The sequence below is a fragment of the Coleofasciculus sp. FACHB-542 genome, from assembly GCF_014695825.1.
Taxonomy (GTDB): domain Bacteria; phylum Cyanobacteriota; class Cyanobacteriia; order Cyanobacteriales; family FACHB-T130; genus FACHB-T130.
Map to the genome: position 1 here is coordinate 245,565 of NZ_JACJPB010000036.1, position 23,455 is coordinate 269,019.

Sequence of the window (23,455 nt, forward strand, 5' to 3'; positions counted from 1 at the left end):
TCAAAATACTAAACCAGATTGTAGGAAGGAGACTTTATGAGCGAATTTTCTAAACTTTCACGCCGCAAATTTATCCTAACTGCTGGAGCATCCGCAATGGGGTCTTTATTGCTCAAAGGCTGTTTAGGAAATCCCCCGGAATTCAGCAACAGAACGCAAGCACAGACAACGCCTGCCGCTAACATTAGCCCAGAACAAGCACCGGAAACTAATAAAGTAAAACTAGGATATATCCCAATTGTAGAAGCAGCTCCTTTTATTATTGCTCAAGAAAAAGGCTTCTTTGCCAAGTATGGCATGACTGGAGTTGAGCTTTCCAAGCAAGCTTCCTGGGGTTCTATGCGGGATAACACCGAAATAGGTTCAGCGGGTGGCGGCGTTGATGGTGGTCAATATCAGATGCCAATGCCGCATCTCATTACTGAAGGCTTAATCACCAAAGGTAATCAGAAAATTCCCATGTACGTGCTGGCTCAGTTGATTACTCATGGAAATGGAATCGCGATTGCTAGCAAGCATCTCGGAAAAGGTCTTGAGTTAAAAATGGACAAAGCGACGGCATTTTTTGACGGACTAAAATCCGCAAAAACTCCTTTTACCGCTGCTTATACTTTTTCACAAGTTAATCAGGATTTCTGGATTCGCTACTGGTTAGCAGGAAACGGCATCGATCCAGATACGGAAGTTAAATTAATTCCCGTACCCTCTGCTCAAACTGTTGCCAATATGAAGACGGGAACGATGGATGCTTTCAGTACAGGCGACCCCTGGCCTTATCGAATTGTTAAAGATAAGATTGGCTTCATTTCAGCATTGACAGCGGAAATTTGGAAGTGCCACCCAGAAGAATACTTTGCTATGAAAGCAGAGTGGGTTGACAAGAATCCCAAAGCTACCAAAGCACTTTTGAAAGGTCTGATGGAAGCGCAGCAGTGGTTAGATAATTTTGACAACCGGAAAGAAGCCGCTGAAATCCTTGGCGAACGAAATTATTTTAATCTTCCATCCGAAATTTTAGCCGAACCATTTCAGGGGAAATATGACATGGGCGATGGTCGTGTCATTGATGATAAATCAATGGCATCTCTTTACTGGAAAGATGAAAAAGGAAGTGTTTCTTATCCTTATAAGAGCCACGATCTTTGGTTTATCACAGAAAGCGTCCGCTGGGGATTTTTGCCTGAATCTGCATTGGCAAATGCTAAAGCCCTTATTGATAAAGTCAATCGGGAAGACATTTGGCGAGAAGCTGCCAAAGAAGCTGGAATTTCTGCTGGCGACATTCCTACAAGTACGTCTCGTGGCGTTGAAGAATTTTTTGATGGTGTCAAGTTTGACCCAGAGAATCCCACAGCTTACCTGCAACAACTGAAAATCAAGAAGGTGAGAGCTTAGTCGGTTGTCAGCAGTTAGTTGATAACAAACAATAGACCACGGGCAACAACCAATAGACCGATTACCCATTAGTTAAGTTTAGGAGAACCCTGTCCATGACAACGCTACAAAGACGTCCTGCAACTGCTTCCCAGAACACTTGGTTATCCCACTTGAACAAACAATTTCCCGATCTGATACCGCCAATTATTGCGATCGCTATCTTCCTCGGGGCGTGGCAGCTGTTTTCTTGGACTCCGGGAGCAACCCTTCCAGGGCCAATCCAGGTAGTCAAAGACACTTGGATACTAATTTTCTGGCCTTTTTATGACCGAGGCGGTACGGACAAAGGTTTGTTTTGGCAGATTCTCGCTAGTTTACAGCGGGTGGCTATTAGTTACTCCTTAGCAGCGATTATTGGTATTGCCTTGGGCATCTTGATTGGTACGAATAAAATGATGTCCAAAGCTTTAGATCCCATCTTCCAGTTATTGCGAACCGTACCGCCTCTAGCTTGGGTGCCAATTTCTTTGGCAGCATTGCGCCAAAACGAACCAGCCGCTCTTTTCGTAATTTTTATCACCGCAATCTGGCCTATCTTGATTAATACAGCGGTGGGAGTGAAGCAAATCCCTCAAGATTACAACAACGTCGCCAAAGTTTTGCAGCTTTCACGGAAAGAATACTTCTTCAATATTCTCATTCCTGCTGCTTTACCCTACATTTTCACAGGCTTGAGAATAGCAATCGGTTTGGCTTGGTTGGCAATTATCGCAGCAGAAATTGTGATGTCCGGGATTGTCGGGATTGGCTTCTTTATCTGGGAAGCTTATCAGAATAACGCAGTTAGCGAAGTTATCTTGGCTTTAATCTACATCGGTGTTGTTGGTCTGCTGCTAGATAAAGCGATGGGTTGGATCGAAACGCGGATTTTACCCGAAGGACAGAAGTAGGGGATGGGTAATGGGTAAAAAGCGCCTACTTACTACCTATTACCTACTACCAATCAACCGTTAGTCATCACCAATTACCAATTACCAATCACCAAGTACCATGAGCGTTTTTGTTGCCGTTGACCAAATAGATAAAGTTTTTTCGTTAACCGGAGGTGGCACCTATGTCGCCCTCAAAGGAATTGACCTCCAGATAAAAAAGGGAGAATTTGTTTCTCTAATTGGTCACTCCGGTTGTGGTAAATCCACTTTGTTAAACATGGTGGCAGGCTTAGATTTGCCAACTGAAGGTGTAGTGACGCTGGAAGGGCAACGCATTACTAAACCTGGCCCTGACCGGATGGTAGTATTCCAAAATTATTCGCTATTGCCTTGGCGCACAGTACGGGAAAATATTGCGTTAGCGGTAAACTCGGTGATGAAAGATTTGCCAGCCGGGGAACGCAAAGCAATCGTTGAGCAGCATATCGATATGGTAGGGTTGCGTCATGCTGCCGATAAACCACCTGCTCAATTATCGGGTGGAATGAAACAGCGGGTTGCGATCGCACGCGCCCTCGCGATTCGTCCCAAGTTACTGCTACTCGATGAACCGTTTGGTGCATTAGATGCACTGACGCGGGGTAACTTGCAAGAACATCTGATGAAAATCTGCGAAGAAAACCAAGTTACCGCTGTCATGGTGACTCACGATGTCGATGAGGCGGTACTGTTATCTGACCGAATTGTAATGCTCACCAATGGGCCAGAATCCAAAATCGGTCAGATTCTAGAAGTTGATATTCCCCGACCCCGCAAGCGGATGGAAGTAGTAGAACATCCCAGCTACTACAGCTTGCGAAGTGAGATGATTTACTTCCTCAATCAGCAGAAACGGATTAAGAAAATTCGGGCGAGGAAGACGACAGCGATCGCTCGTCATGGTCTAGAAAAAGTTAATCTCGATATTGGCTTCTTACCGCTAACCGCTTGTGCGCCTCTAGCTGTCGCTAAAGAAAAAGGTTTCTTTACCAAGCATGGACTTGATGAAGTCAACCTGATGCGTGAAACCAGCTGGCGGGGAATCACCGACGGCATGACTGGCGGATATTTAGATGCCGCCCAGATGCCCTCCGGAATGCCTCTCTGGTTAACTCTGGGAGGTCATGAAAACCGCTCCGTTCCGGTCGTCACCTCCCTGACCATGACCCGCAACGGCAACGCCATCACCCTCGCCAAGCACTTCTACGAGGAAGGCGTCTACACCTTATCTGATTTTAAAGATTACCTGCGTCGCACCCCCGATCGTCAGCACCGGATGGGAATGGTGCATCCCAGTTCCATGCACAATTTGCTGCTGCGTTATTGGCTGGCAGCTGGTGGCATTGACCCCGACCGCGACGTATCCCTGAAGACCATCCCTCCCGCTCAAATGGTGGTAGATTTGCAAGCCGGAACGATTGACGGTTACTGCGTCGGGGAACCTTGGAACCTCCGCGCCGCCGAGGAAGAAATTGGCTTTACTATTGCGACAGACTTAGAAATTTGGCTGGGACACCCAGGCAAAGTTCTAGGAGTGCGGGAAGACTGGGCAGCAGCTTATCCGAACACCCACATTGCCTTAGTTAAAGCTCTCTTAGAGGCTTGCAAATACTGTGCAGATATGGCTAATGCCCAAGAAATTCGGGAGATTTTGGCGCGACGGGAGTATGTAAGCACCGATTTGGCTTACATCCAGATGGGAGAACCAAACTACTCTGCCTGTAGCTTAGAGCATCCCATGCGCGAGTATGCCCATCACCAGTTTTACGGTGAAGGTGGTGTCAACCGTCCCAGTCGTACTGAGCAACTTTGGATTATGACACAGCTAGCGCGTTGGGGCGATACTCCTTTCCCCAGAAATTGGGTAGAAATCCTGGAACGAGTCTGTCGAGTTGGTGCGTTCAGTACAGCAGCGCGAGAACTGGGTCTTGACATTAGTTACACTCGCAGCGCAATTCAACTTTTTGACGGCACTCCCTTTAACGCCGATGACCCAATTTCCTACCTCAACAGTCTGGCAATTAAGCAGGACTTTTCAGTTGCGGAAGTTGTCATCGATTCCAGGACAAAGACAGCAGCTTAATTAATAGAAACCCCAGCGAAGGTCATTCGCGGCTATACAAACTCTTGTCCGCCTGCGTGGATTGAATTTGAAACCCACTTTTGTAGAGTTTTGCCTGTGTAGCCGCGATTAGAAATCCCCTAGTTTTGCTCCCACAGTTTATTTACTCCTTCTACCGCCATGCAAGCTTTTAACTTTCAAACCTCAAATTCTTTAACTCAAAACTCAAAACTCAACACTCAAAAATCCCCTAGTTCACCGTTTTTGGTGATTGAGAACGTATCCAAAGTTTATCCAACACCAAAAGGTCCTTACACGGTGCTGGAAGACGTTAACCTTACCGTACAGCAAGGCGAGTTTATCTGCCTCATCGGTCACTCTGGCTGTGGTAAATCGACACTGCTCAATATGGTGTCGGGTTTCAATACGCCCAGCAGCGGCGAGGTGCGGGTTGGCTCTAAGCGCATCACCCAACCGGGACCAGACCGCATGGTAGTATTCCAGAATTACGCTTTGTTGCCTTGGCGGACTGCGTTTGAAAACATTTACCTGGCTGTTAACGCAGTTTATCCTAATAAACCGGAAGCTGAAAAAAGGGCAATAGTGCGAGATCATTTAGCAATGGTAGGACTCACAGAAGCTGCTGACAAAAAGCCGCCGCAATTATCCGGCGGGATGAAACAGCGGGTGAGTATTGCTCGTGCTTTGGCGATTCGTCCCCAAGTATTGATTTTGGATGAGCCTTTTGGGGCGTTGGATGCAATTACTAAGGAAGAATTACAGGAAGAATTGCTGAAAATTTGGAACGACAACCGGGCAACCGTGTTGATGATCACTCACGATATTGATGAGGCTCTATTTCTAGCAGATCGATTGGTGATGATGACGAATGGGCCTCACGCTAAAATTGGTGAGGTAATGGAAATACCTTTTCCGCGTCCGCGCGATCGCGCCCGAATTATGGAAGATCCGCAATACTACAAACTGCGGAATCACGCTCTGGATTTCCTCTACAACCGCTTCGCTCACGACGACGAATAAAGCAAAAGGCAAAAGGAAAAATGACACCCCTTTTTTTCCTTTTGCTTTTTAGCGCGTTAATTATAAAAAATACTAACGCTTTTCAAACAATGTCAATGGTGTGTCTATAAAAAGAGACTGGCAAAATGCGGACAGGCAAAAAGCTAACAAAACAAATCAGAGCAGCTTTCAGAGATGAAAACTTTTTACACCAACTAGAAAATATAGAGGGTATAGTTTCCAAGGTTCTTTCGGTTGCTATGATATTAGTTATCCTGTTAGCAATTTGGAATCTAGGCTTGTCTTTGCTACAAACGCTGATTGGTCAACCAGATGAGCCTTTTACTAAAACATTATTCAAAATATTTGGGTTGTTTTTGAATGTTTTGATTGCTCTTGAAATACTAGAAAATATCACTGCATATCTAAAAAAACACGTTATTCAAGTTGAATTAGTTATTGTTACTTCTATAATCGCTGTTGCTAGAAAAATTATTATTTTAGACTTGGAAAAAACATCAGGGGTTGACATAATTGGGTTGGGAATTGCCCTATTATCTCTTTCAATTAGTTATTGGATTATTCGTCACATGAATGCCAAATAGCATAACGAATAAGGCAGGTTGAGGACTGACACCCACACCGGCAGATCGAAGCGCACTTAATGATGAAATTTCAACTTAAATGGGCGTCCAGCGGTGGTTTGAGAATCTCCGAGTAGGATTAGCCCATTAGTCGATGCCGCGATCGCATCACCAGCTACTTCCTAATACATCCGATTCTTCATATAGCCGTTTCTTCGGGAATTCCGAAGATTTTAAGGAATCGGATGATATGCTCTTGACTGTCTGAGTGCTAAGTTGAGCTTTGGGGCACGAAGCAGAGACATATTTAGGTAAACCAAGGATGGAAATTTTGAAAAAATTACGTGTAGCAGTGATTATTTTGGTAATGATAGGTGGTTTCTTGCTTAATCCTGCTAACACGGGACTAACAAATACAATAGCTTCTGATAACGCGATTTATCAGGAACGGAGCAACCACAGCTCAGAAGGCATTGGCAAGTTTTACATGGGTCGAGAAATTGCTAAAGTGATGGGACATGAGGGAGCATTTTGGCTGGAACGACCGAGTCGAGAAGCTGAAGAGCGACCTTCTAAAGTGGTGAATGCCCTTGACTTGAAACCTACTGATATTGTGGCAGATATCGGAGCCGGGACGGGATACATGAGCTTTCGCATTGCTCCCCTCGTGTCACAAGGGAAGGTGCTGGCGGTGGATGTTCAGCCGGAGATGCTCGACATGATGAATTTTATGAAAAAAGAGGGAAATATTACGAATGTTGAGCCAATTTTAGCCACAATTAAAGACCCGAATCTGCCGACAGCAAGCGTTGATTTGGCGTTAATGGTGGATGCCTATCACGAATTTGAATATCCTAGAGAAGTGATGGAAGCGCTTGTGAAAGCGCTTAAACTAGGTGGACGTGTAGTTTTAGTTGAGTATCGCGGTGAAAATCCGTTTATTCTGATCAAAGCGCTGCACAAAATGACTCAAAAGCAAGTGCGTAAAGAAATGGCAGCAGTGGGTTTGCAATGGTTGGAAACAAAAAGCTTTTTACCTCAGCAGCATTTGATGGTATTTCAAAAGCTGGAGGGATAAGATAATTTTGGGCTGCTGCTAGATTTGAGCGCCCCAATCCCCCTTTTTAAGGGAAGCTAAGACCAATATTTTTCATTTCTAAACTAAAAAAACTTGATAAAAATCAAAATCTGTAAATAAAAAAGTATTTTTTTATTTAGAGCTTACCCAATATTGCCAAAGTCTTAAGAATTTTAGCCCCCCTTTTCAAGGGGGGTTGGGGGATCGAGCTAGGAAGTTGCAAGCTTACGATTTTCTACCAAACTTCGTTTTTAAGTCGTTTAGTGTTGGTGATTTTTGTTGCATGCGATCGCTTGTTTTTTTCACACTACTTCCGCCACTCGCTTCGCCTGCTGATTTCATTGACAAACTAATGCGTTTCAACTGCTCGTTGACTTCTAGAACTCGCACTTTCACAACTTGTCCGACTTTGACAATTTGTTTTGGATCGTCTACAAATCGGTCAGAGAGTTGCGAAATATGCACCAAACCATCTTGGTGAACGCCAATATCGACAAACGCGCCAAAGTTAGCAACATTCGTCACAATCCCTTCCAGTTCCATACCAATTTGGAGATCCTTGATTTCTTTGACTCCTTCTTTAAAAGTGGCATATTTAAACTCGGCGCGGGGATCTCTTCCCGGCTTTTCTAGTTCGCTGATAATATCGCGCAGCGTCGGTTCGCCGACGGTATCGGTGACGTATTTCTTCAAGTTGGTTGACTTGAGCTTTTCTGCAACTTGCGTAATTTGCTCCAACGGTACATTTAAATCTTTAGCGATCGCTTGTACAACCCCATAACTCTCAGGATGCACGGCTGTATTATCCAAAGGATTTTCGCCAGCGCGAATCCGCAAGAAACCAGCCGCCTGTTCAAAGGCTTTTGGTCCTAATTTTGGCACTTTCAGAAGTTCCCGGCGGTTTTTGAATGCACCTTGTTTGTTGCGATAGGTGATGATATTTTTTGCAACCGTTGGTGTCATCCCGGAAACAAAGGTCAAAAGTTCTTTTGAGGCTGTGTTCAAATCCACACCGACATAGTTCACGCAACTTTCTACCGTATCATCTAGCTTCGTTTTCAGTAATTTTTGATCGACATCGTGTTGATACTGTCCGACGCCAATCGATTTGGGATCAATTTTGACCAGTTCGGCTAAGGGATCTTGCAAGCGACGACCGATGCTGATAGCACCGCGAACGGTAATATCAAGATCGGGAAATTCTGCGATCGCTACATCACTCGCAGAATAAATAGATGCTCCCGACTCATTCACCATTACTTTAATTGGTTTGCGATCCATCGTCTTGAGAATTTCTGCAACGAACTCATCCGTCTCCCGTCCGGCAGTGCCATTACCGATGGCTATCAGTTGAATATTGTACTTTTCAATCAATTTCTTGATAGTGCTGGCAGCCTTCAATCGCTGCTCGGCTGCTTGATGGGGAAAGACAGCCTGGTATTCTAAAAATTGCCCCGTCTCATCAAGAACGGCAACTTTGCACCCAGTCCGAAATCCCGGATCGATTGCCAGCGTTGGCTTCAATCCCGCTGGACTCGACAGCAGCAACTCCCGCAAATTACTTTCAAATGTCTTAATCGACTCGACATCTGCATAAGCCTTTCTATCAGCACGCACTTCGCTAATCAGGGAAGCTTTCATCAAACGGTTGAAGGCATCTTTGAGCATTCCCCGATAAAAGTCTCTCACCCCTGGGACTTTCGTTTGGATTTCCTGCGACTCCAAATAGGATAGGACAACTTCTTCATCGAAGGAAAGTTCTAAGTTCAACACTTCCTCCGTCTCGCCTCGCAGCAGCGCTAGCAAGTTGTGCGGTGCAATATTTTTTACCGAAGCCTGAAAATTTCGGTACATCTCAAATTTGGTGGAACCTTCGGGATGATCGTTTTTGATGCGCGAGACGAATACCCCTTCGTTCATCAAATAGTCGCGTAGATGCGATCGCACCTCAGCTTTTTCAGACACCGCCTCCGCCAAAATGTCAGAAGCACCTTTAAGCGCCTCCTCCAGCGTCTTCACTCCCTTTTCTTCAGAAATATACTTTGCCGCCTCTGACTCCAGAGATGCAGGCTGAGCAGTGCGATTGTTCAGCGACTTGATAAATTCTGCTAAGGGTTCCAGTCCTTTTTCCCTAGCGATGGTGGCGCGTGTCCGTCGCTTCGTTTTGTAGGGTAAGTAAAGATCCTCTAGTTCGGTTTTTTGCACAGAGGATTCAATTTTAGCTTTCAGCTCATCGGTGAGTTTACCTTGGGATGCGATCGCTTCCAGAATCGCCGCCTTGCGCTCTTCTAGCTCCGTCAGGTAGGTAAATCGCTCCGACAGGTTGCGAAGCTGGATTTCGTCCATTGTGCCAGTACGCTCTTTCCGATAACGAGCAATAAAGGGAATCGTTGACCCCTCGGCGAAAAGTTCTAGCGCACTTTGCACCTGAGAAGGTTTGAGGGAAAGCTCTTGTGCTAGTAGTTGAGGAATGTTCAGCATCGGATGTGTTCAGCAGTTACGAATCAGACACTTCTGTGATGATCATCCTAAAACACCCATCCACGAATTATTTTTATCGCTTCTACATTGACAGAAAACTAATTGTATGTAGAGGCACCCTTACTGCCAAGGAACATCAATGGGATATAGCTGTTCTCAGTTGGATGCAGTACATTTTTGACCTCTGTCCAAACCTCTGTCCTAGGAGGAGAGAGGCTTTGATTTAAGTCTTACTCTCCTTTCCTACTAGGGAAGGAGCTGGGGGTTAGGTTTGTATTGGACTCAACTGCTTGCCCGCTATATTCTCACCTGGGAGCTATCTGTCCATACTGTCACCCAATCGGGTGAACCACTTGGAGGAAGATAATAACCTTTAGGCAAAGTAACTCTAATAAATAGAGTTGGCGATTTTTGAGCGATAAAATTGCGTCATCTGACGCCGATAAAAATTACTTTTCATTTTAAGAATATGTTGCTAAATGATACTCTGCACCAATTACCCAAAGTTGAACTTCATCTTCATCTGGAGGGAGCAATTCCCCTCACAGCCCTTTGGCAACTTATAGAAAAGTATAATGCCGTTTCTTCCGTTGGTTCATTCTCCCAGATGGAGCAAAAATTTCAATACAAAGATTTTCAACATTTTATTGACACCTGGGTTTGGAAGAACAACTTTTTACGAGAATACGAAGATTTTACATTGATTGCCAGTAAAGTTGCTGAGGATTTAGCTTCTCAAAATATTATTTATGTGGAAGCTTTTTATTCTCCAGGTGATTTTATTCGGCATGGACTGGAACCCCAGAAACTCACAGAAGCAATTCGCAAAGGTTTGGATGTTCATGCCGATAAAATTACAGTGAATTTAGTAGCCGACCTGATTCGAGATTTCGGACCGGAACAGGGAATGACTTGGGTAAAACAGATTCACGAGGTAAAAAATCTTGGAGTGTTGGGAATTGGCATCGGTGGCTCGGAACAAACATTTCCTCCCGAACCCTACGAAGCGGTTTACGAGCAAGCGAGAAACTTGGGATTTAAAACTTCTGCCCACGCGGGTGAAGCAGCAGGTTCTGAGAGTATGTGGGGAGCCATTCGCAGCTTAAAAGTCGATCGTATTGGGCATGGTGTACGTGCGATAGACGATCCAGAATTAGTATCCTTTTTGAAGTCAGAGCAAATCCCAATAGAGATGTGTCCTATCTCTAATCTGAGAACAGGAGTCGTTGCTGACATCTCACTCCACCCGATTAAAAAATTATACGAGGAAGGACTGCTGATAACGGTTAATACTGACGATCCAAAAATGTTTAATTCGAGTTTAGCTTACGAATATAAAATGTTGGTTGAAAAATTAGGGTTTTCTTTGGATGATATTGTAAATTTGATTAAAAATGCCATCAAATCTTCTTGGTGTGATGACACAGAAAAAATGGAGCTACTTGGAAAAATTGAAACGGCACCGCCCTTAATCAATTCCTAATCTCTTAAGATTTCTAAAATTAATAAAAGTCAAGCCTCAATCTACCCTTTTTTTTAGAAAAAAAGAAGCGATCGCTTCTTTTTTTTCAGAGAGCGATCGCTTCTTTTTTTTCAGAGAGCGATCGCTTCTAATTAAAATTTGTTCTGACCACAAAAGTTTGTCCAGTTGCAAAAGCAACACTTCAAGTATTTGTTCCTAAACTTCCCCTTCCTCGAAGTTTGGTTTATCAAATATTCCCTTCAGTTTCTACTGGCACTAAAATGTACTTTACCTGCTTATCAGGCCCCTTGACGATCTGAGGTTCAGATGGAGTGGCATCCTCAGATGCACCTTTCAATGCTTCTCCCGCACCTCTGACATTCTCGTTAACATTATCCGCTGCGTCCTTGAGTACATCTACTGTACCTTTCACAGTCTCGTTAACATTCTCCGCTGTACCCTTAACTGTGCTAAGAGTATCTTTTACGGTGTAATTAACATCCTGGGTGACGCCCTTAACTTTGTCCCCTACATCGATTACCGTGTCGTTAACGCTGACAGCTACGTTCTTTACACCATCACCTACGCTTCTTACAGTTTGGTTAACACCGTCAGCGGCATTTTTGACTGCATTTCCTGCATTTCTTACAGTCTGGTTTACCCGATCAACGGCACCCTTATTCGCCATAGCCCCAGCTATCGCACCCACCGTAGCACCAATGAATGCTCCAATCGCTATTTTAGTCAAGGCATTATTCATGCCTGTGTCTGCCGGAGGAGTATCATATTCGTGTGGAATTTGCTCAACAAATATTTCATCTTCACCCAAAACTTTGTCATTATCAATCATAAAAATCGTCTCCTTTCTACTTAAATAGATACTGATGATAGCCGCCTGCTTAAATGGGAAAAAAGCGATATTCTCTTAACCTAGGCAAATGCGGAATATCCTTTGCTAACGCTTAGTTCAAACCCAACTAATTACAATTTTATTCTAATTTGCAAGGGTTGTTTTTCAGGGACAATTGATAAAGGTTAGGAGTCATGAATTATGAGTTATCAATTTCCAACTCTTAACTCCTAACTCCTAACCCTTCTATCAATCATTCGCAGTCATCAAGACTTGCTTCTAAATGTCAGCAGTATCTTCATAACGTTGGAAACCAGAAGCTTCCCCTTCTTGGAGATAGGTTGCATTAGGATCTAGTGAGGTTTCAGTCTCTGAAAACCTATTTCGATTAACCACATCTTCCTCATCTGGGCCGGAAATATATGCTGTCTGCATATCCATGTCCCTTTCCATGCCGATGTTCGCAGTTGTCGTGACCTGCGGCGTACTGATCACCGGATGCTCTTTAGCTACCTTGACGTTCTGCTCGTAAGATGGCTTGATATCCTCAGCGGCATCCTGAACTGCGTCCAATCCACTGATTGCAGATTGCTTGGCATCCTCAGTTTTATCCTGTAGCTGGTCTGCGGCACCTGCTACAACTTGCTTAGCATTTGAAGCTGTACCCTTTACTGCGTCCAATGTACCTACTACAGCCTGGCTAACACCTTCAGCGGTATCTTGTAATGTGCCTACTACAGCGTAGTTAACGCCTTCAGCTACACTCTTAACCGCTTCGCCAACACCTTTGGCTGTCTGACCAACACCGCCAGCTACAGTCTTTGCTGCTTCGCCAACACCTTTTGCAGTCTGGTTAACACCACCAGCAATAGTCTTTGTCGCATCGCCAACACCTTTGGCAGCGTGTTTCACACCCTCAGATGTTCTCCTACCAGCTACCAGACCGGCTAATGTCCCTAAGGTAGCACCGATGAGTCCTCCCATCAGCGCTCTAGATAAGGCTGGATTCATGCTGCTAGATTGTTGTCCAGCATTCATACTACCGGATTGTTGCCGAGCATTGATGTCGGTGGGTTGTTGCCGAGCATTGATGTCGGTGGGTTGTTGCCGAGCATTGATGTCAGTGGATTGTTGCCGAGCAACAGATTGAGATGTAATCGTAGGGCTGTTTTCTGCTCTTGGTATTCCACTAGGTTGAGTTGTGCTTTCTGTACGAATATAAGGTTGAGCTGTCTCGCTAGAGCCAGCATTTTCGTCACGTCTCTCGAAATTTGGCGTATTATTAGTCATCATTGTCTCTTTTGCCCCCAAGCATCTAAATATCGTTTTGCTGTAGCTCGTTATCTATTGCAACTCTAACGAGCCTCAAGAAGGATTTAACTGAGCTAAAGGCAGACATGACTCAACACCTATTGCATCTGTAGTTGTAGATATGGAATCCCAATCATCGTATATGGCTATACCTTGCTGGGTATTTAAGGATGTCTCCCTTGAGGTCGGTGTAAGTCTATACGTGCGATCGCTAAATTAGCAGTAGCAGTGACTTCAGATCGTTAAGCCGTTTTGGTAGGCAGGAGACGGGGCATTATGACACAGAGCAATCAGCCTTTTGATCGGCATGACGAAAATACTGACCGGATTCCGGCACAGTCCAGCGTTCCTCCAGCAGACACTAGCGGAGATGGCGGTGATGCTGCGTCAGATGCAGCGAACGAAGAAACTGAGACGACTACTGAAGAGTCCGGTGTTCAGCCAACAGGTACCCGCAGGCGTGTCGCGAATGCTGCTTTAGCTGGAGCAACCTTTGGTGCTGTAGTCAGTGCAGCCGCGGCGGCGTTTACTGGTAAAACTGTAGGTGAGGGTATTAAAGCGATTGTTGAAGGTGCTGCGGATTTAGTAATAAAAGGTGCTGCTGCGGGTGTTCACCCTACGATTGAAGGTGCAATCGACAGCCTTAAAGGCGCTGCTACGGGTGTTCACCCTACGATTGAAGACCCCTGGGATACGCATAAAGGTCCTGTGCCTGTTCAACCTACTATTCCTATTGAATATGGCAGCGACACGCTTCAAAATCCTGCTGCGATTGTTCAACCTCCGATTGAAGATGCCAGGGACACGCTTCAAAGTCCTGCTGCGATTGTTCAACCTCCGATTGAAGATGCCAGGGACACGCTTCAAAGTCCTGCTGAGCCTGTTAAAACCCCTGTATCTCCCGTTGATTCTATCCCCCAATTAGATCCGCCCTCTGCCGCTAGTGCAACTGCCGCTAGTGCAACTGCCACTGGTGCAACGGGTAGTGTTGCGAATGATGTAATGAACAGCTCTGCTTTAGTGCAACTGTTGCTGAATCAGGTAGGTAGTGAACTAGCAATGAGTTTCTACGAGCAACTACCAGCAATTGTCCTGGCTGAAATTCAACGGTTAAGCACCAACCCCACCCCGGAAGAGCAGCAGCGCATCAGAGACAGCTGGACAAAAGCTTTAGAACCCATCGCTATTGCGATTATCCAATCGGGACAATTATTTAAATCCAATGCTTTGTATCCAACAAATAATTATCCAACAAACAATGGATATCAGAAGTATACTCATTCAACTGGAGACAAGTTGAATTAATAAATTTATCAATTTGAGGATTTTTGATACAAATATTGGTAGTAAAGTTTTACTATCAATCAAAATTTAAGTTGGAATGCAGCAAAGAAACCCAACTCGATTAAGCATTGGTTGGGTTTCTTGGTTGTTGGGCTTAACCTACTGTTATTGAGAATGCGATCGCTTACTTTTAGCGGTTGCCTTTCTTAGCGTTTTAAACAGTTTGTAGGTGCTTGTTTCAGTTGATTGTGGCGATAAAAACCATTTAAGTTAAGCAAAGCAGAACGATAGCGAACTTTTCTGACATTGTTCCTGCCAGGGCTATTCAGCCTGCCAATTACAGTAGCTCTCGCAACTTTCAAGTAACCCTGATTGTCCCAATTAACTAACCGGGTGCCTGATGAGTTTGGCGGTATATTTTGCCGACCAATATCTCCGACAATTTCTATCGCTTCGCCGCTAACAGTTCTCTTATTAACTACACCGCTAACACAAGCGGTTACTTCGCCCAAAGTTTTGGTATCGTAAAGGTCTCCGACTAGGCGATTTCCTTTTTTACTAAATACATAACAATGACCTAAATCTACACCCTGCTGGTTCCCAGTGCCTGAGGGAGGTTTGCTACAAAATGTGTAATTACCATTCGATAGGCTTTGAATAGACTGAACTGGGGTTGGGGTTGGGGTTGAAGTGCTGGATGCGATCGCTGTAATTTTTAACGGTGTAGCTGCCCAACGTTCATTAGGATAGATTTCTTTTACTTCACCACTGAATGTAATTGCTTTTCCTTCTACCTTGAAACTATCAGGAAGATTACAAGTTGCATATCTTATACCATCCTGTCCTTCAGTTACGATGACATAAGTTTCACCAACCAGTGTCACTTTACCCTTTTTGTCTTTCACAGTTTCTACGGTTTTTCTATCGTCATAGGTACATGTAGATGAAAGCTGTGCCAATTTGGAGGGTGATGTCTGTGATACAGTTAGTCGCTGGGTTGATTCTGAAGATTGGGCGATCGCTAGGACGTGTTTCCCAGAGGTGATTGTTCCCAAAAGGGTGAGGAATAAGCTAAAAAATAAAATTGATTTCCGGCTATTACTCATTTCGATTGTTCTCGGTAAACTAATTGTATACAACACCAATGTAGAAAGCGTTTCCGAAAACTCTGAGTTGATTATGTGTCAGTATTTGAACTGACATAGGAAGGCTGGCGAAGCTGCGAATTCTATTTGCTAAGATTATTCTCTTTCATCCTTACTCGTACATCTGTTTATGGTTTGCTAAAAGCTGTAAATATTTCTCATTTATCTTTGCTTGCATCCATTTCTCTTTAAAGATTGCGGCTGATTCAGCTTTCACCGGATCTACTTCATTGGGTAAAATATCTTTCCTTGCTTGAAGCAGGGCTTCTTTAGAAGTTTCTTTTTGAGGATTTGACTTAAATTTTCTGCCGCTTTTATGATTGGCATATCTGCGCGATCGCGTATAACCCATTTGTAAAAACTTCCGTGCCATATCCGCGCCAACAAAATCATCTTGTTCTAGGTAATCTAGAAACATTTGGTAAATTTTTTCACTCGATTCTCTGGCAATTTCCGGAGTTTTGAAGCGCCAGTAGGGAAGAATTTCTGATTTGTAGGGTTCTACCAAAAGCACCCCCTGCTCGCCCTTACCCACTCGATAAAGTTCGGGAGAAGAGCGAAAATCGATTGCCTTAAAATCTAAAGTGTAATCAAAGGGCATGATAATTTTTATTTTGAATAATAGACTTAAAGAAAAAAGTCTTGCTTCTATCGAAAGTAACGAAAGGAGTCTTTTCTGTCATGCTATCTAGCCCCCAATCCGTCAACACTGCCCTTTCCGCAGGGGATCTGCGGCGAGTCCACCACATTGCCTTGAACGTCCACAATCTGCAAGCTTCCCGCCACTTCTACGGGGGTATCCTGGGTTTGTACGAACTGACGGGTGAAGAAGTGCCGACCACATTGCGATCGCTTGTAGCATCAGGCAAAGTTACCAATTTCGTCACCCCCGATGGTACCGTCCTCGACTTGTTTTGGGAGCCGGATTTGCCACCCCCAGACAATGACCCGCATCGCGCTTTTACCCGCGTCAATCACCTCGCCTTTGACATCGACCCGCAGTTGTTCGAGCGGGCGGTCGAGGTGCTAAAACAAAATCAAGTGCCCATCGATCATGGCCCTGTCAGCCGTCCCACCGGACGAGGCATTTACTTTTACGACCCGGATGGATTCCTGATTGAAATTCGCTGCGATCCAGCAGAAACTAAAAGGGAAAGTATCTAGTGGAGCGTGCAACCAGTGCAGCTAATTAAGGTGATGGAAGAGGCGTTAAACAAGCCTCCGATTCAATATGAACCACACAAGCACACGCTGAAAGCTTGGGCGATGTATTGTCTGAGAGACAGAGGATTTAAAGTGGTTTATGCGGAAAAAGCCGATTTTGCTGTTGAAACTCGTGGCGGCGAGAAGCTCTATTTTAAAGTGGCAAATAGTGCAGAGAATTTAGACGGGAAATCTGGCTGGATAGTATTGGATAGCTCAACGAATAACGTCAGCATAACTGCACCTCAGCAATAAGTAAGCGGATGCAATTAAATTGAAGATGTTCGTAGGTTGGGGAGCCACTTGCGTGCGGGGGAACCCCCCGCACGCAAGTGGTGTTTGAATTGGGAAACCCAACCCCTGCATAGATTTCGCTATCGCTCACCCATCCTATACATCACTAATTTCACTTAGCTTAAGTTGTTCTGATTGTATTGAGATTTACTGCCTTCTCCTGGCGAGAGGAACTACCTTATCTACATCTTGTGTGTAATCAACGACCAAGACACTAAAACACCAAGGCAAAAGGCGATCGCTTCTAGAAAAATCTACCTTCGTAGGGAGGTTGAAGGCTAGGCGATCCCTGAGCATAGTATCAGGACTTTAAAATTTTCTATTGTGTCAATTTAAGGAAAAACACCATGATGGGAACGCTTTTTACCTGGGTAGCTACGGCTCTTAGCCTGCTAATTGTTGATTTACTTGTTCCAGGTGTTAATATTGCTACATTTCCTGCTGCTTTAATTGCTGCTGTAGCGATTGGCTTAGTCAATGCCGGAGTTAAGCCAACTCTATCTTTCCTATCTATGCCGCTTAACTTCGTCAGCTTAGGAACATTTTCGCTTGTCGTTAACGGGATATGTTTCTGGGTGGCTTCAATTTTGGTTCCCGGATTTAGTATGCATGGGATTTTAGCTTTTCTGTTGGCACCCGTCGTTCTATCTTTTGCGAATACTTTCATCAGCAAATATTTTGCTGAGAGAAACGCGGGTGTACTAACCGGCAGTAGTAGTGACTTGAAAACTCAAGGTTAATCTCTATCCAGAGAAGTAAAATTGATAGGGATTAAAAAAAGGAGGAAAGCTAGATGCTGTTCCTCCTTTTTTAGTTTGCAAGCTAGAAAGATGAATGCAGTTTTGTATACCATCTATCCAAACGAAGATAATTCGTTAGGGGGAGGTCTTCAATTACTTGATTTAGGAGAATAAGACTAATAAGAGTTTAAATAAGAAAGTTGAAGTAGTCTCATGAAATTACTCCGGATTCTGGCTGGTCTTCTCGTGCCTCCTTTAGGCATTTTTCTGACAGTTGGTGTTGGCCCAACTTTATTCATCAACATTTTGCTTACGGTTCTGGGTTGGCTTCCCGGTAGTATTCATGCAGTTTGGGTAATCGTGAAGCACGAAGAAAGAATGGCTGGAGGAGAAAACGTATACTAAGCCAAGGTTAGTTAGACGCTTCTATACCTTGTATCGGTAGTGGTGGGAGTAGAAGTATTTCTTGAGTGCTGGTTGCGTTGTAAAAGCCTACTGCAAGTTTAAAAATTGAGTTTAAAAAACAGAACCAGCTAAGAGTTAGCTGGTTCTGTTTTAGTTAATGGTGAGAATCTTTAGGAGTGCCTGATTTACTGACATGTTCCTTTTCGCGAATTGCATCTGCTGCTGTTCGTAACAACTCACTCAAGATTTGACGTACCTGACGTTCTTTCTTAGCGATCGCTACCCCAGCATCACCCAGTTTTTCTTCAACCTGCGATCGCTTTTGTTCCACCTGCTGAACCATTATTTCAGCTTGAGGAAGCGAACGGTCGTACCAGTGCTTCGCTTCATCCAGGTACCCTTTCACGTCCTCAGCGCGTCCCCCGTAACGTGCAGCTAAATTCGCTCGGAGAATCGCTAATTGAGCTTGCAGTTGCGCGTAACGCTCTTTCAGCGATGCAACCTCGTCGCTGTTTTTGAGATTATTAATCGCAGACTCCAGAGCGGTTTTGGTAGAAGGCGAAGTATCTTTACCAGATTCTTCGATGTCTACTAGCAGTTTATCAATCTCTTGCTGGAGTTCATTTTCTTCGTTGTCTAGTTGAGCCTGTAGCTGTTTAACCTCTGCCTGTGTTTTCGCAATATTCCGATGTCTTAGATGGCTAAAGCCTTCAACCGCTCCCTCAATCGTAGCCGCGACTTCTTCTTTGAGTTCGCCACCTTTTTCTTGCAAGTTTTCCAGAACCACAGAAACCGCATCTTTAACAATTGAGTGAAGTTCGGTGGAACCTTCCTTAAACTCCGAACCCACCTGAGATACAGCAGATTGAACAATTTCCCGAATCCGTTCTGCTCTGAGCTGTCCTGTTTCTTTAGCTTGATGGAGATCGGTTGTAATTTGTTCTTTGATTTTATTATTAGGCATTTTCTTCCTCGGTTTGTAGTAGTTGATTTAGATGAAGCTTTAATTAAACTACTTGTACAAGCTTTCCAGCAAAAAAGAGGTTATAATTCGCTTCTTCTATCTTGGCGCGATCGCTTCAAAATCGGTACTTCCTTTAGGTAGAAAACTTAACTAGCGAGCGGGAAAGCAGCAGCGCTCGCCCAACCGAAAAACAACGCACTCCCCAGTGCATAACTCCACACATTATTAAGTTGGCTGCCAGCAAAGGAGAAAATACCCATCGCTAGCGGAAATAGCGGCAGCAACAGGTAGATAAAACCAAGTTGCGGAACCAAGTACACCGCCAAAATAAAGCCGCCTACTAGCAGCACGCTTTGCCACAACCACCACGCCATCCGCGAGAGTACCCCAGCATCCTGTTGCGCCACTCCCGACGCTAGAAACCAAGGAAGGCAAGCCAACGACAGCAAAGGCCAAAGCTTCAGACGTGCTGGAATTAGCCACCATTGCAGCCACACCGACTGTGCCATTGCCCCAAAACCCACCCAAAGCAGTACAAACAGCCCTAAGCCTATCCCCAGCGCCCTGAGTGTAGGACGTTGTAGGCGCAAGAGAATACCCAGCCAGACGACGCCTGCCACAAAGAACCAAATTCCGATTGCACCGCCGACGAGGACGCCACCCAAGCTATCAATTTCCCCCGTCCGACTCAGCAATAGGAGTGAAGCGCTGGCAAGGAAGGGAGCTAAAAGCGAACCTAGCAAGCTTTGTAGCGGATGCACCCTTGCCTTGGGTGTAGTCGCTGGGTCAGCAACAGCAGGGGCAACGGCGAAAAGGAATAACAACCATGCCACCAGATGCAAGGCATACCAAGCCATCCGGCGGTCAATATAGTTACTGCTACTCTGAATTCTGAAGGTAGCATCGAGCCACGTTCGGGCAGCTTGGTGGCTGATATTGCGGAGGAGAATGGTGATGTGTTCGGCGTTCGGGATAATAACGAGCGATCGCGCCCTTCCCCCAGCAAAGTTATCGTTTTCTCCTCCCGCCGCCGCCAGCAATCGCTGGGCATTCTTCACAAATCCACCTTCCCAACTCCCGGCTTGTAGCTGAAGATTGCGCGGGATAGAAGGCGTCACTCCCGCACCCGTCGGTGAGACAGCAACCGTTGCCGCAAAGCGGTCGGGATTGCGGATACCCGCCGACATCACCGCACCGCTACCCATTGAGTGCCCCAGCAGCGCCAAGCGGCTGGGATCGACCTCTGGTTGCTCCAACAGGGCAGCATAAGCCACATTCAGGTCTTGCTGAAGTGAATCGCGCTGTAGGGGTGCTGGATTCGCCCCATGTCCGCCGAAATCCCACAGCATCACTGCATACCCCGCGTGCGCCAAAACGTGTGCGTAGCCGAGCATTAACTGCTTAGAACCCGCATAGCCGTGCGCCACCAGGACACCGGGGATATTCTCAGAACCTTGTGGTGCGACGTACAGCATCGGCAACCCTTGATCTGAGAATGTTTGATCTGAGAATGTTCGCGTCACCAATCCAGTCCGCGCCGCCGCCACCCCCCACCAGGAAAGTGCAATCAGCAACAGCGCCACAATTAGCGAAAATAAGCGCTTGCGAGTCATATCAATCCTTAACTCCGGAGTTAGGCTTAGGGTGATAACCCTTGATATGATGCATCAGATTGCGTCAGAGCAACTCAGAGTTTTCGCGATCGCAACATCCCCAATATCAATGGAGACTTAAGTTATGTGGCTGGTAACGATTCGCTGTTCGGGCGATGCTTGGAAACAGAATGGGACTACCTGTAAAGCGATCGCAGACAAGTATCAAAGCACTTGTATCTCTTCCAAAAAAACGCCAGATGGTCAGCGCTTCATGGAATACAAGGTTGAAGAGGTCGGAGACGCGGAATCTTTCCAAGACGAGTGTTTAAGTCTTGAAGGATTCACCGCTTCCTTTGAGGCACTTTGACATCAGGCACTTTGAAATCGGTGCTTTTGGTCGCTTGTCCAGAATCATTCCCCCCAATTCCTACCCGCCGCTTAAGCTTCAAATTAGGAAGTCAAGAAAGAAGCCCAAGCTTATGTTTAAAGTCATCACCCATGAATTTTCCCAAGAATTTGAAAGATGGACGGACGCATTAAATACAGCTAAGTCGCTGCAACCGAAATGCAAAGGTCTATTTCAAGACATCCGTATTTTTGATGGAAAAGAACTGGTATGGGTGTACAGCCGTTCTCACACTTATCCTCAATTTGTTGGCGCTGGCACTTATAACAGGTTGGCACGCTTATTTCTTCAGGAAGCGATAGAAGACGAAGAAATTGAGGGAGAAGACACCGATTCATAAAATACCGGATGTGCCACTGGTGATTAATTTAATCGAAACTGAGGAAAAGTCCCTTGAAGAAGCTACTAACCGTCTTACTTCTAACATTCAGTGTGCTAATTACCTTTCGCATTCCAGCTTTAGCCGCAGATACTGCTAACGGTGCCAAAATCTTTAGCGTCCAGTGTGCTGGTTGTCATCTCAACGGCGGCAATATCATCAGACGCGGGAAGAATTTGAAACTCAAGGCATTAAAACGAAATGGCATGGATAACGTGGAAGCGATCGCATCCATCGTCGCCAATGGCAAAAACAATATGTCGGCCTACAAAGACCGCTTAAGCGAACAAGAAATCCAAGCTGTTTCCGCTTATGTGTTAGAACAAGCTGAGAAAGACTGGCGTTCCTAACAAGTTGCTGGTTACTGACACATAACTAAGAAACACAAATCTCCCTTAACAGGTGATAAATGTCTGAACCACAGCAAATAAAAACCATAACTTTTAATAGCTTTGCTGACTGGTGTTTGCACAAAGATAGCCTTTCAGAAGCAGCAAGACATACAGTTGAGGTGCTGTTAAAGGAAGCTGACACTTGGGACTGCTATGAAGCGGATCTGATACTTTCATACTGCACTGAGCTGGATCTCAGGAGTAATGAAATTACCGACTTGAATCCGCTTTCTGGGTTAACCAACCTCACCCAACTGGAGCTACCTTACAATAAAATTATCGATTTGAGTCCACTTTCTGGGTTAACCAACCTCACTCAACTGAATCTTTACTACAATAAAATCACCGATTTGAGTCCACTTTCTGGGTTAACCAACCTCACCCAACTGGATCTCGGTAGTAATCAAATTAACGACTTGAGTCCACTTTCTGGGTTAACCAACCTCACCCAACTGAATCTACATAACAATCCGATTAACGACTTGAGTCCGCTTTCTGGGTTAACCAACCTCACACAACTGAATCTTTTCTACAATAAAATTACCGATTTGAGTCCACTTTCTGGGTTAACCAACCTCACCCAACTGGAGCTACCTTACAATAAAATTATTGATTTGAGTCTACTTTCTGGGTTGACCAACCTCACTCAACTGAAGATCAATCAGAATCAAATTACCGATTTGAGTCCGCTTTCTGGGTTGACCAACCTCACTCAACTGAAGATCAATCAGAATCAAATTACCGATTTGAGTCCGCTTTCTGGGTTAATCAACCTCACCCAACTGTCTCTCGGTGACAATAAAATTACCGACTTAAGTCCGCTTTCTGGGTTAACCAACCTCACCCAACTGAGTCTTTACTACAATAAAATTACCGATTTGAGTCCACTTTCTGGGTTGACCAACCTCACCCAACTGTATCTCGGTAACAATAAAATTACCGATTTGAGTCCGCTTTCTGGGTTAACCAACCTTACCAAACTGTATCTCGGAGGCAATCCAATTTTTAATCGAAGTCTATTGCGATCGCTTCAAGAGAAATGGCGCACTCTCTCAACGAAGCCGATCGATTTTCAAAAAGCCAAAAAAGCTATCAAATCTGTCTATGCAAGGATTGGCAGAGAAGAACCAGAAGTTCTTTTTTACCGTAGTCCACAGGCAGGGTGTACTCAACTATTCAACTTGCTCAAACTAGACAATACACCAGAAGAACAAAGATTTGGGAAGGGGAAATCCCTGCTCGTGTGGGGAGAGTCACTATCAAAGCAGCTCCAATGGTTTTTGGAAGGACTTCCGTGTCAAGCGTTGTGGAATCATATCCGGAATGAAATGCAGATACGGCAGATTGCAGGTATATAGAGTACATTGAGGTCAGTGCATGAACAGGTAGAATGAAACCTTACTCCATCGACTTTCGAGAAAAAGTAGTCAAAGCATACGAACAAGAAAACAC

23 protein-coding genes are annotated in these 23,455 nt (G+C 44.9%); 16 read left to right on the forward strand and 7 right to left on the reverse strand.

Annotated features, from left to right (window positions below):
- The first annotated feature begins 36 nt into the window (after positions 1-36).
- From H6F52_RS13025 to H6F52_RS13050, 6 genes are all read left to right on the forward strand, one after another.
- Positions 37-1,395: a CmpA/NrtA family ABC transporter substrate-binding protein gene (locus H6F52_RS13025; RefSeq protein WP_190535244.1), complete on the forward strand. Its 1,359-nt coding sequence runs from the start codon at positions 37-39 to the stop codon at positions 1,393-1,395.
- A 95-nt stretch (positions 1,396-1,490) separates the two neighbouring features.
- Positions 1,491-2,327: a nitrate ABC transporter permease gene (ntrB, locus tag H6F52_RS13030; RefSeq protein ID WP_190535247.1), complete on the forward strand. Its 837-nt coding sequence runs from the start codon at positions 1,491-1,493 to the stop codon at positions 2,325-2,327.
- Between the two features lie 100 nt (positions 2,328-2,427).
- Positions 2,428-4,431, forward strand: coding sequence for a nitrate ABC transporter ATP-binding protein (locus H6F52_RS13035; RefSeq protein ID WP_190535250.1), 2,004 nt, complete (start codon positions 2,428-2,430; stop codon positions 4,429-4,431).
- 159 nt (positions 4,432-4,590) lie between these two features.
- Positions 4,591-5,451, forward strand: coding sequence for a nitrate ABC transporter ATP-binding protein (locus H6F52_RS13040; protein ID WP_190535252.1), 861 nt, complete (start codon positions 4,591-4,593; stop codon positions 5,449-5,451).
- Between the two features lie 125 nt (positions 5,452-5,576).
- Positions 5,577-6,035 carry a phosphate-starvation-inducible PsiE family protein gene (locus H6F52_RS13045; protein WP_190535255.1) on the forward strand — a complete coding sequence of 153 codons (459 nt, stop codon included), beginning with the start codon at positions 5,577-5,579 and terminating at the stop codon, positions 6,033-6,035.
- Positions 6,036-6,336: 301 nt separating this feature from the next.
- Positions 6,337-7,092, forward strand: coding sequence for a class I SAM-dependent methyltransferase (locus H6F52_RS13050; protein WP_190535258.1), 756 nt, complete (start codon positions 6,337-6,339; stop codon positions 7,090-7,092).
- A gap of 225 nt (positions 7,093-7,317) precedes the next feature.
- Here the strand turns inward: H6F52_RS13050 and H6F52_RS13055 are convergent, their stop codons facing one another.
- Entirely contained in the window at positions 7,318-9,573 is a 2,256-nt protein-coding gene (locus tag H6F52_RS13055; protein WP_190535261.1) for a Tex family protein, read from the reverse strand.
- Between the two features lie 469 nt (positions 9,574-10,042).
- Between H6F52_RS13055 and add the strand changes: the two genes are divergently transcribed.
- Positions 10,043-11,056 (forward strand): adenosine deaminase, encoded by a 1,014-nt coding sequence (gene add / locus H6F52_RS13060; RefSeq protein WP_190535265.1) that lies wholly within the window; start codon positions 10,043-10,045, stop codon positions 11,054-11,056.
- A gap of 226 nt (positions 11,057-11,282) precedes the next feature.
- On the opposite strand, the gene H6F52_RS13065 is transcribed toward add, so the two are convergent.
- Together H6F52_RS13065 and H6F52_RS13070 are read right to left on the reverse strand one after the other, a co-directional pair.
- On the reverse strand, positions 11,283-11,885 hold the full coding sequence (locus tag H6F52_RS13065; RefSeq protein WP_190410094.1) for a hypothetical protein: 603 nt from the start codon (positions 11,883-11,885) through the stop codon (positions 11,283-11,285).
- A 279-nt stretch (positions 11,886-12,164) separates the two neighbouring features.
- Entirely contained in the window at positions 12,165-13,178 is a 1,014-nt protein-coding gene (locus tag H6F52_RS13070; RefSeq protein WP_190535268.1) for a hypothetical protein, read from the reverse strand.
- Between the two features lie 294 nt (positions 13,179-13,472).
- Here H6F52_RS13070 and H6F52_RS13075 point away from each other — a divergent pair, with 294 nt between their 5' ends.
- On the forward strand, positions 13,473-14,501 hold the full coding sequence (locus H6F52_RS13075; RefSeq protein WP_190535271.1) for a hypothetical protein: 1,029 nt from the start codon (positions 13,473-13,475) through the stop codon (positions 14,499-14,501).
- Between the two features lie 185 nt (positions 14,502-14,686).
- On the opposite strand, the gene H6F52_RS13080 is transcribed toward H6F52_RS13075, so the two are convergent.
- Both H6F52_RS13080 and H6F52_RS13085 read right to left on the reverse strand, forming a co-directional pair.
- A complete protein-coding gene (locus H6F52_RS13080) occupies positions 14,687-15,586 on the reverse strand; it encodes a hypothetical protein (RefSeq protein WP_190535274.1) in 900 nt (299 codons plus the stop codon).
- Positions 15,587-15,737: 151 nt separating this feature from the next.
- A complete protein-coding gene (locus H6F52_RS13085) occupies positions 15,738-16,226 on the reverse strand; it encodes a DUF4385 domain-containing protein (RefSeq protein WP_190429275.1) in 489 nt (162 codons plus the stop codon).
- A gap of 80 nt (positions 16,227-16,306) precedes the next feature.
- On the opposite strand from H6F52_RS13085, the gene H6F52_RS13090 reads away from it, so the two are divergent.
- The 4 genes from H6F52_RS13090 to H6F52_RS13105 all read left to right on the forward strand — a co-directional run bounded on the left by H6F52_RS13090 (position 16,307) and on the right by H6F52_RS13105 (position 18,267).
- Positions 16,307-16,789, forward strand: a complete 483-nt coding sequence (locus H6F52_RS13090) for a VOC family protein (protein WP_190535277.1) — start codon at positions 16,307-16,309, stop codon at positions 16,787-16,789.
- A 15-nt stretch (positions 16,790-16,804) separates the two neighbouring features.
- A complete protein-coding gene (locus tag H6F52_RS13095; RefSeq protein WP_190429277.1) occupies positions 16,805-17,083 on the forward strand; it encodes a hypothetical protein in 279 nt (92 codons plus the stop codon).
- A gap of 386 nt (positions 17,084-17,469) precedes the next feature.
- The gene (locus tag H6F52_RS13100) at positions 17,470-17,862 is read left to right on the forward strand and encodes a phage holin family protein (protein WP_190429279.1); all 393 of its coding nucleotides are present in this window, start codon (positions 17,470-17,472) and stop codon (positions 17,860-17,862) included.
- Positions 17,863-18,075: 213 nt separating this feature from the next.
- Positions 18,076-18,267, forward strand: a complete 192-nt coding sequence (locus tag H6F52_RS13105) for a YqaE/Pmp3 family membrane protein (protein WP_190410085.1) — start codon at positions 18,076-18,078, stop codon at positions 18,265-18,267.
- Positions 18,268-18,421: 154 nt separating this feature from the next.
- On the opposite strand, the gene H6F52_RS13110 is transcribed toward H6F52_RS13105, so the two are convergent.
- Both H6F52_RS13110 and H6F52_RS13115 read right to left on the reverse strand, forming a co-directional pair.
- Entirely contained in the window at positions 18,422-19,231 is an 810-nt protein-coding gene (locus H6F52_RS13110; RefSeq protein ID WP_190535280.1) for a histidine kinase, read from the reverse strand.
- Between the two features lie 146 nt (positions 19,232-19,377).
- On the reverse strand, positions 19,378-20,844 hold the full coding sequence (locus H6F52_RS13115) for an alpha/beta fold hydrolase (protein ID WP_190535283.1): 1,467 nt from the start codon (positions 20,842-20,844) through the stop codon (positions 19,378-19,380).
- A gap of 124 nt (positions 20,845-20,968) precedes the next feature.
- Between H6F52_RS13115 and H6F52_RS13120 the strand changes: the two genes are divergently transcribed.
- The 4 genes from H6F52_RS13120 to H6F52_RS13135 all read left to right on the forward strand — a co-directional run bounded on the left by H6F52_RS13120 (position 20,969) and on the right by H6F52_RS13135 (position 23,361).
- Complete coding sequence (locus H6F52_RS13120; RefSeq protein ID WP_190535286.1) at positions 20,969-21,193, forward strand: hypothetical protein; 225 nt, start codon at positions 20,969-20,971, stop codon at positions 21,191-21,193.
- A 112-nt stretch (positions 21,194-21,305) separates the two neighbouring features.
- Positions 21,306-21,572 (forward strand): hypothetical protein, encoded by a 267-nt coding sequence (locus H6F52_RS13125; protein ID WP_190535289.1) that lies wholly within the window; start codon positions 21,306-21,308, stop codon positions 21,570-21,572.
- Positions 21,573-21,625: 53 nt separating this feature from the next.
- On the forward strand, positions 21,626-21,961 hold the full coding sequence (gene petJ / locus H6F52_RS13130) for a cytochrome c6 PetJ (RefSeq protein WP_190535294.1): 336 nt from the start codon (positions 21,626-21,628) through the stop codon (positions 21,959-21,961).
- 59 nt (positions 21,962-22,020) lie between these two features.
- A complete protein-coding gene (locus tag H6F52_RS13135) occupies positions 22,021-23,361 on the forward strand; it encodes a leucine-rich repeat domain-containing protein (RefSeq protein ID WP_190535297.1) in 1,341 nt (446 codons plus the stop codon).
- Positions 23,362-23,455 lie beyond the last annotated feature (94 nt).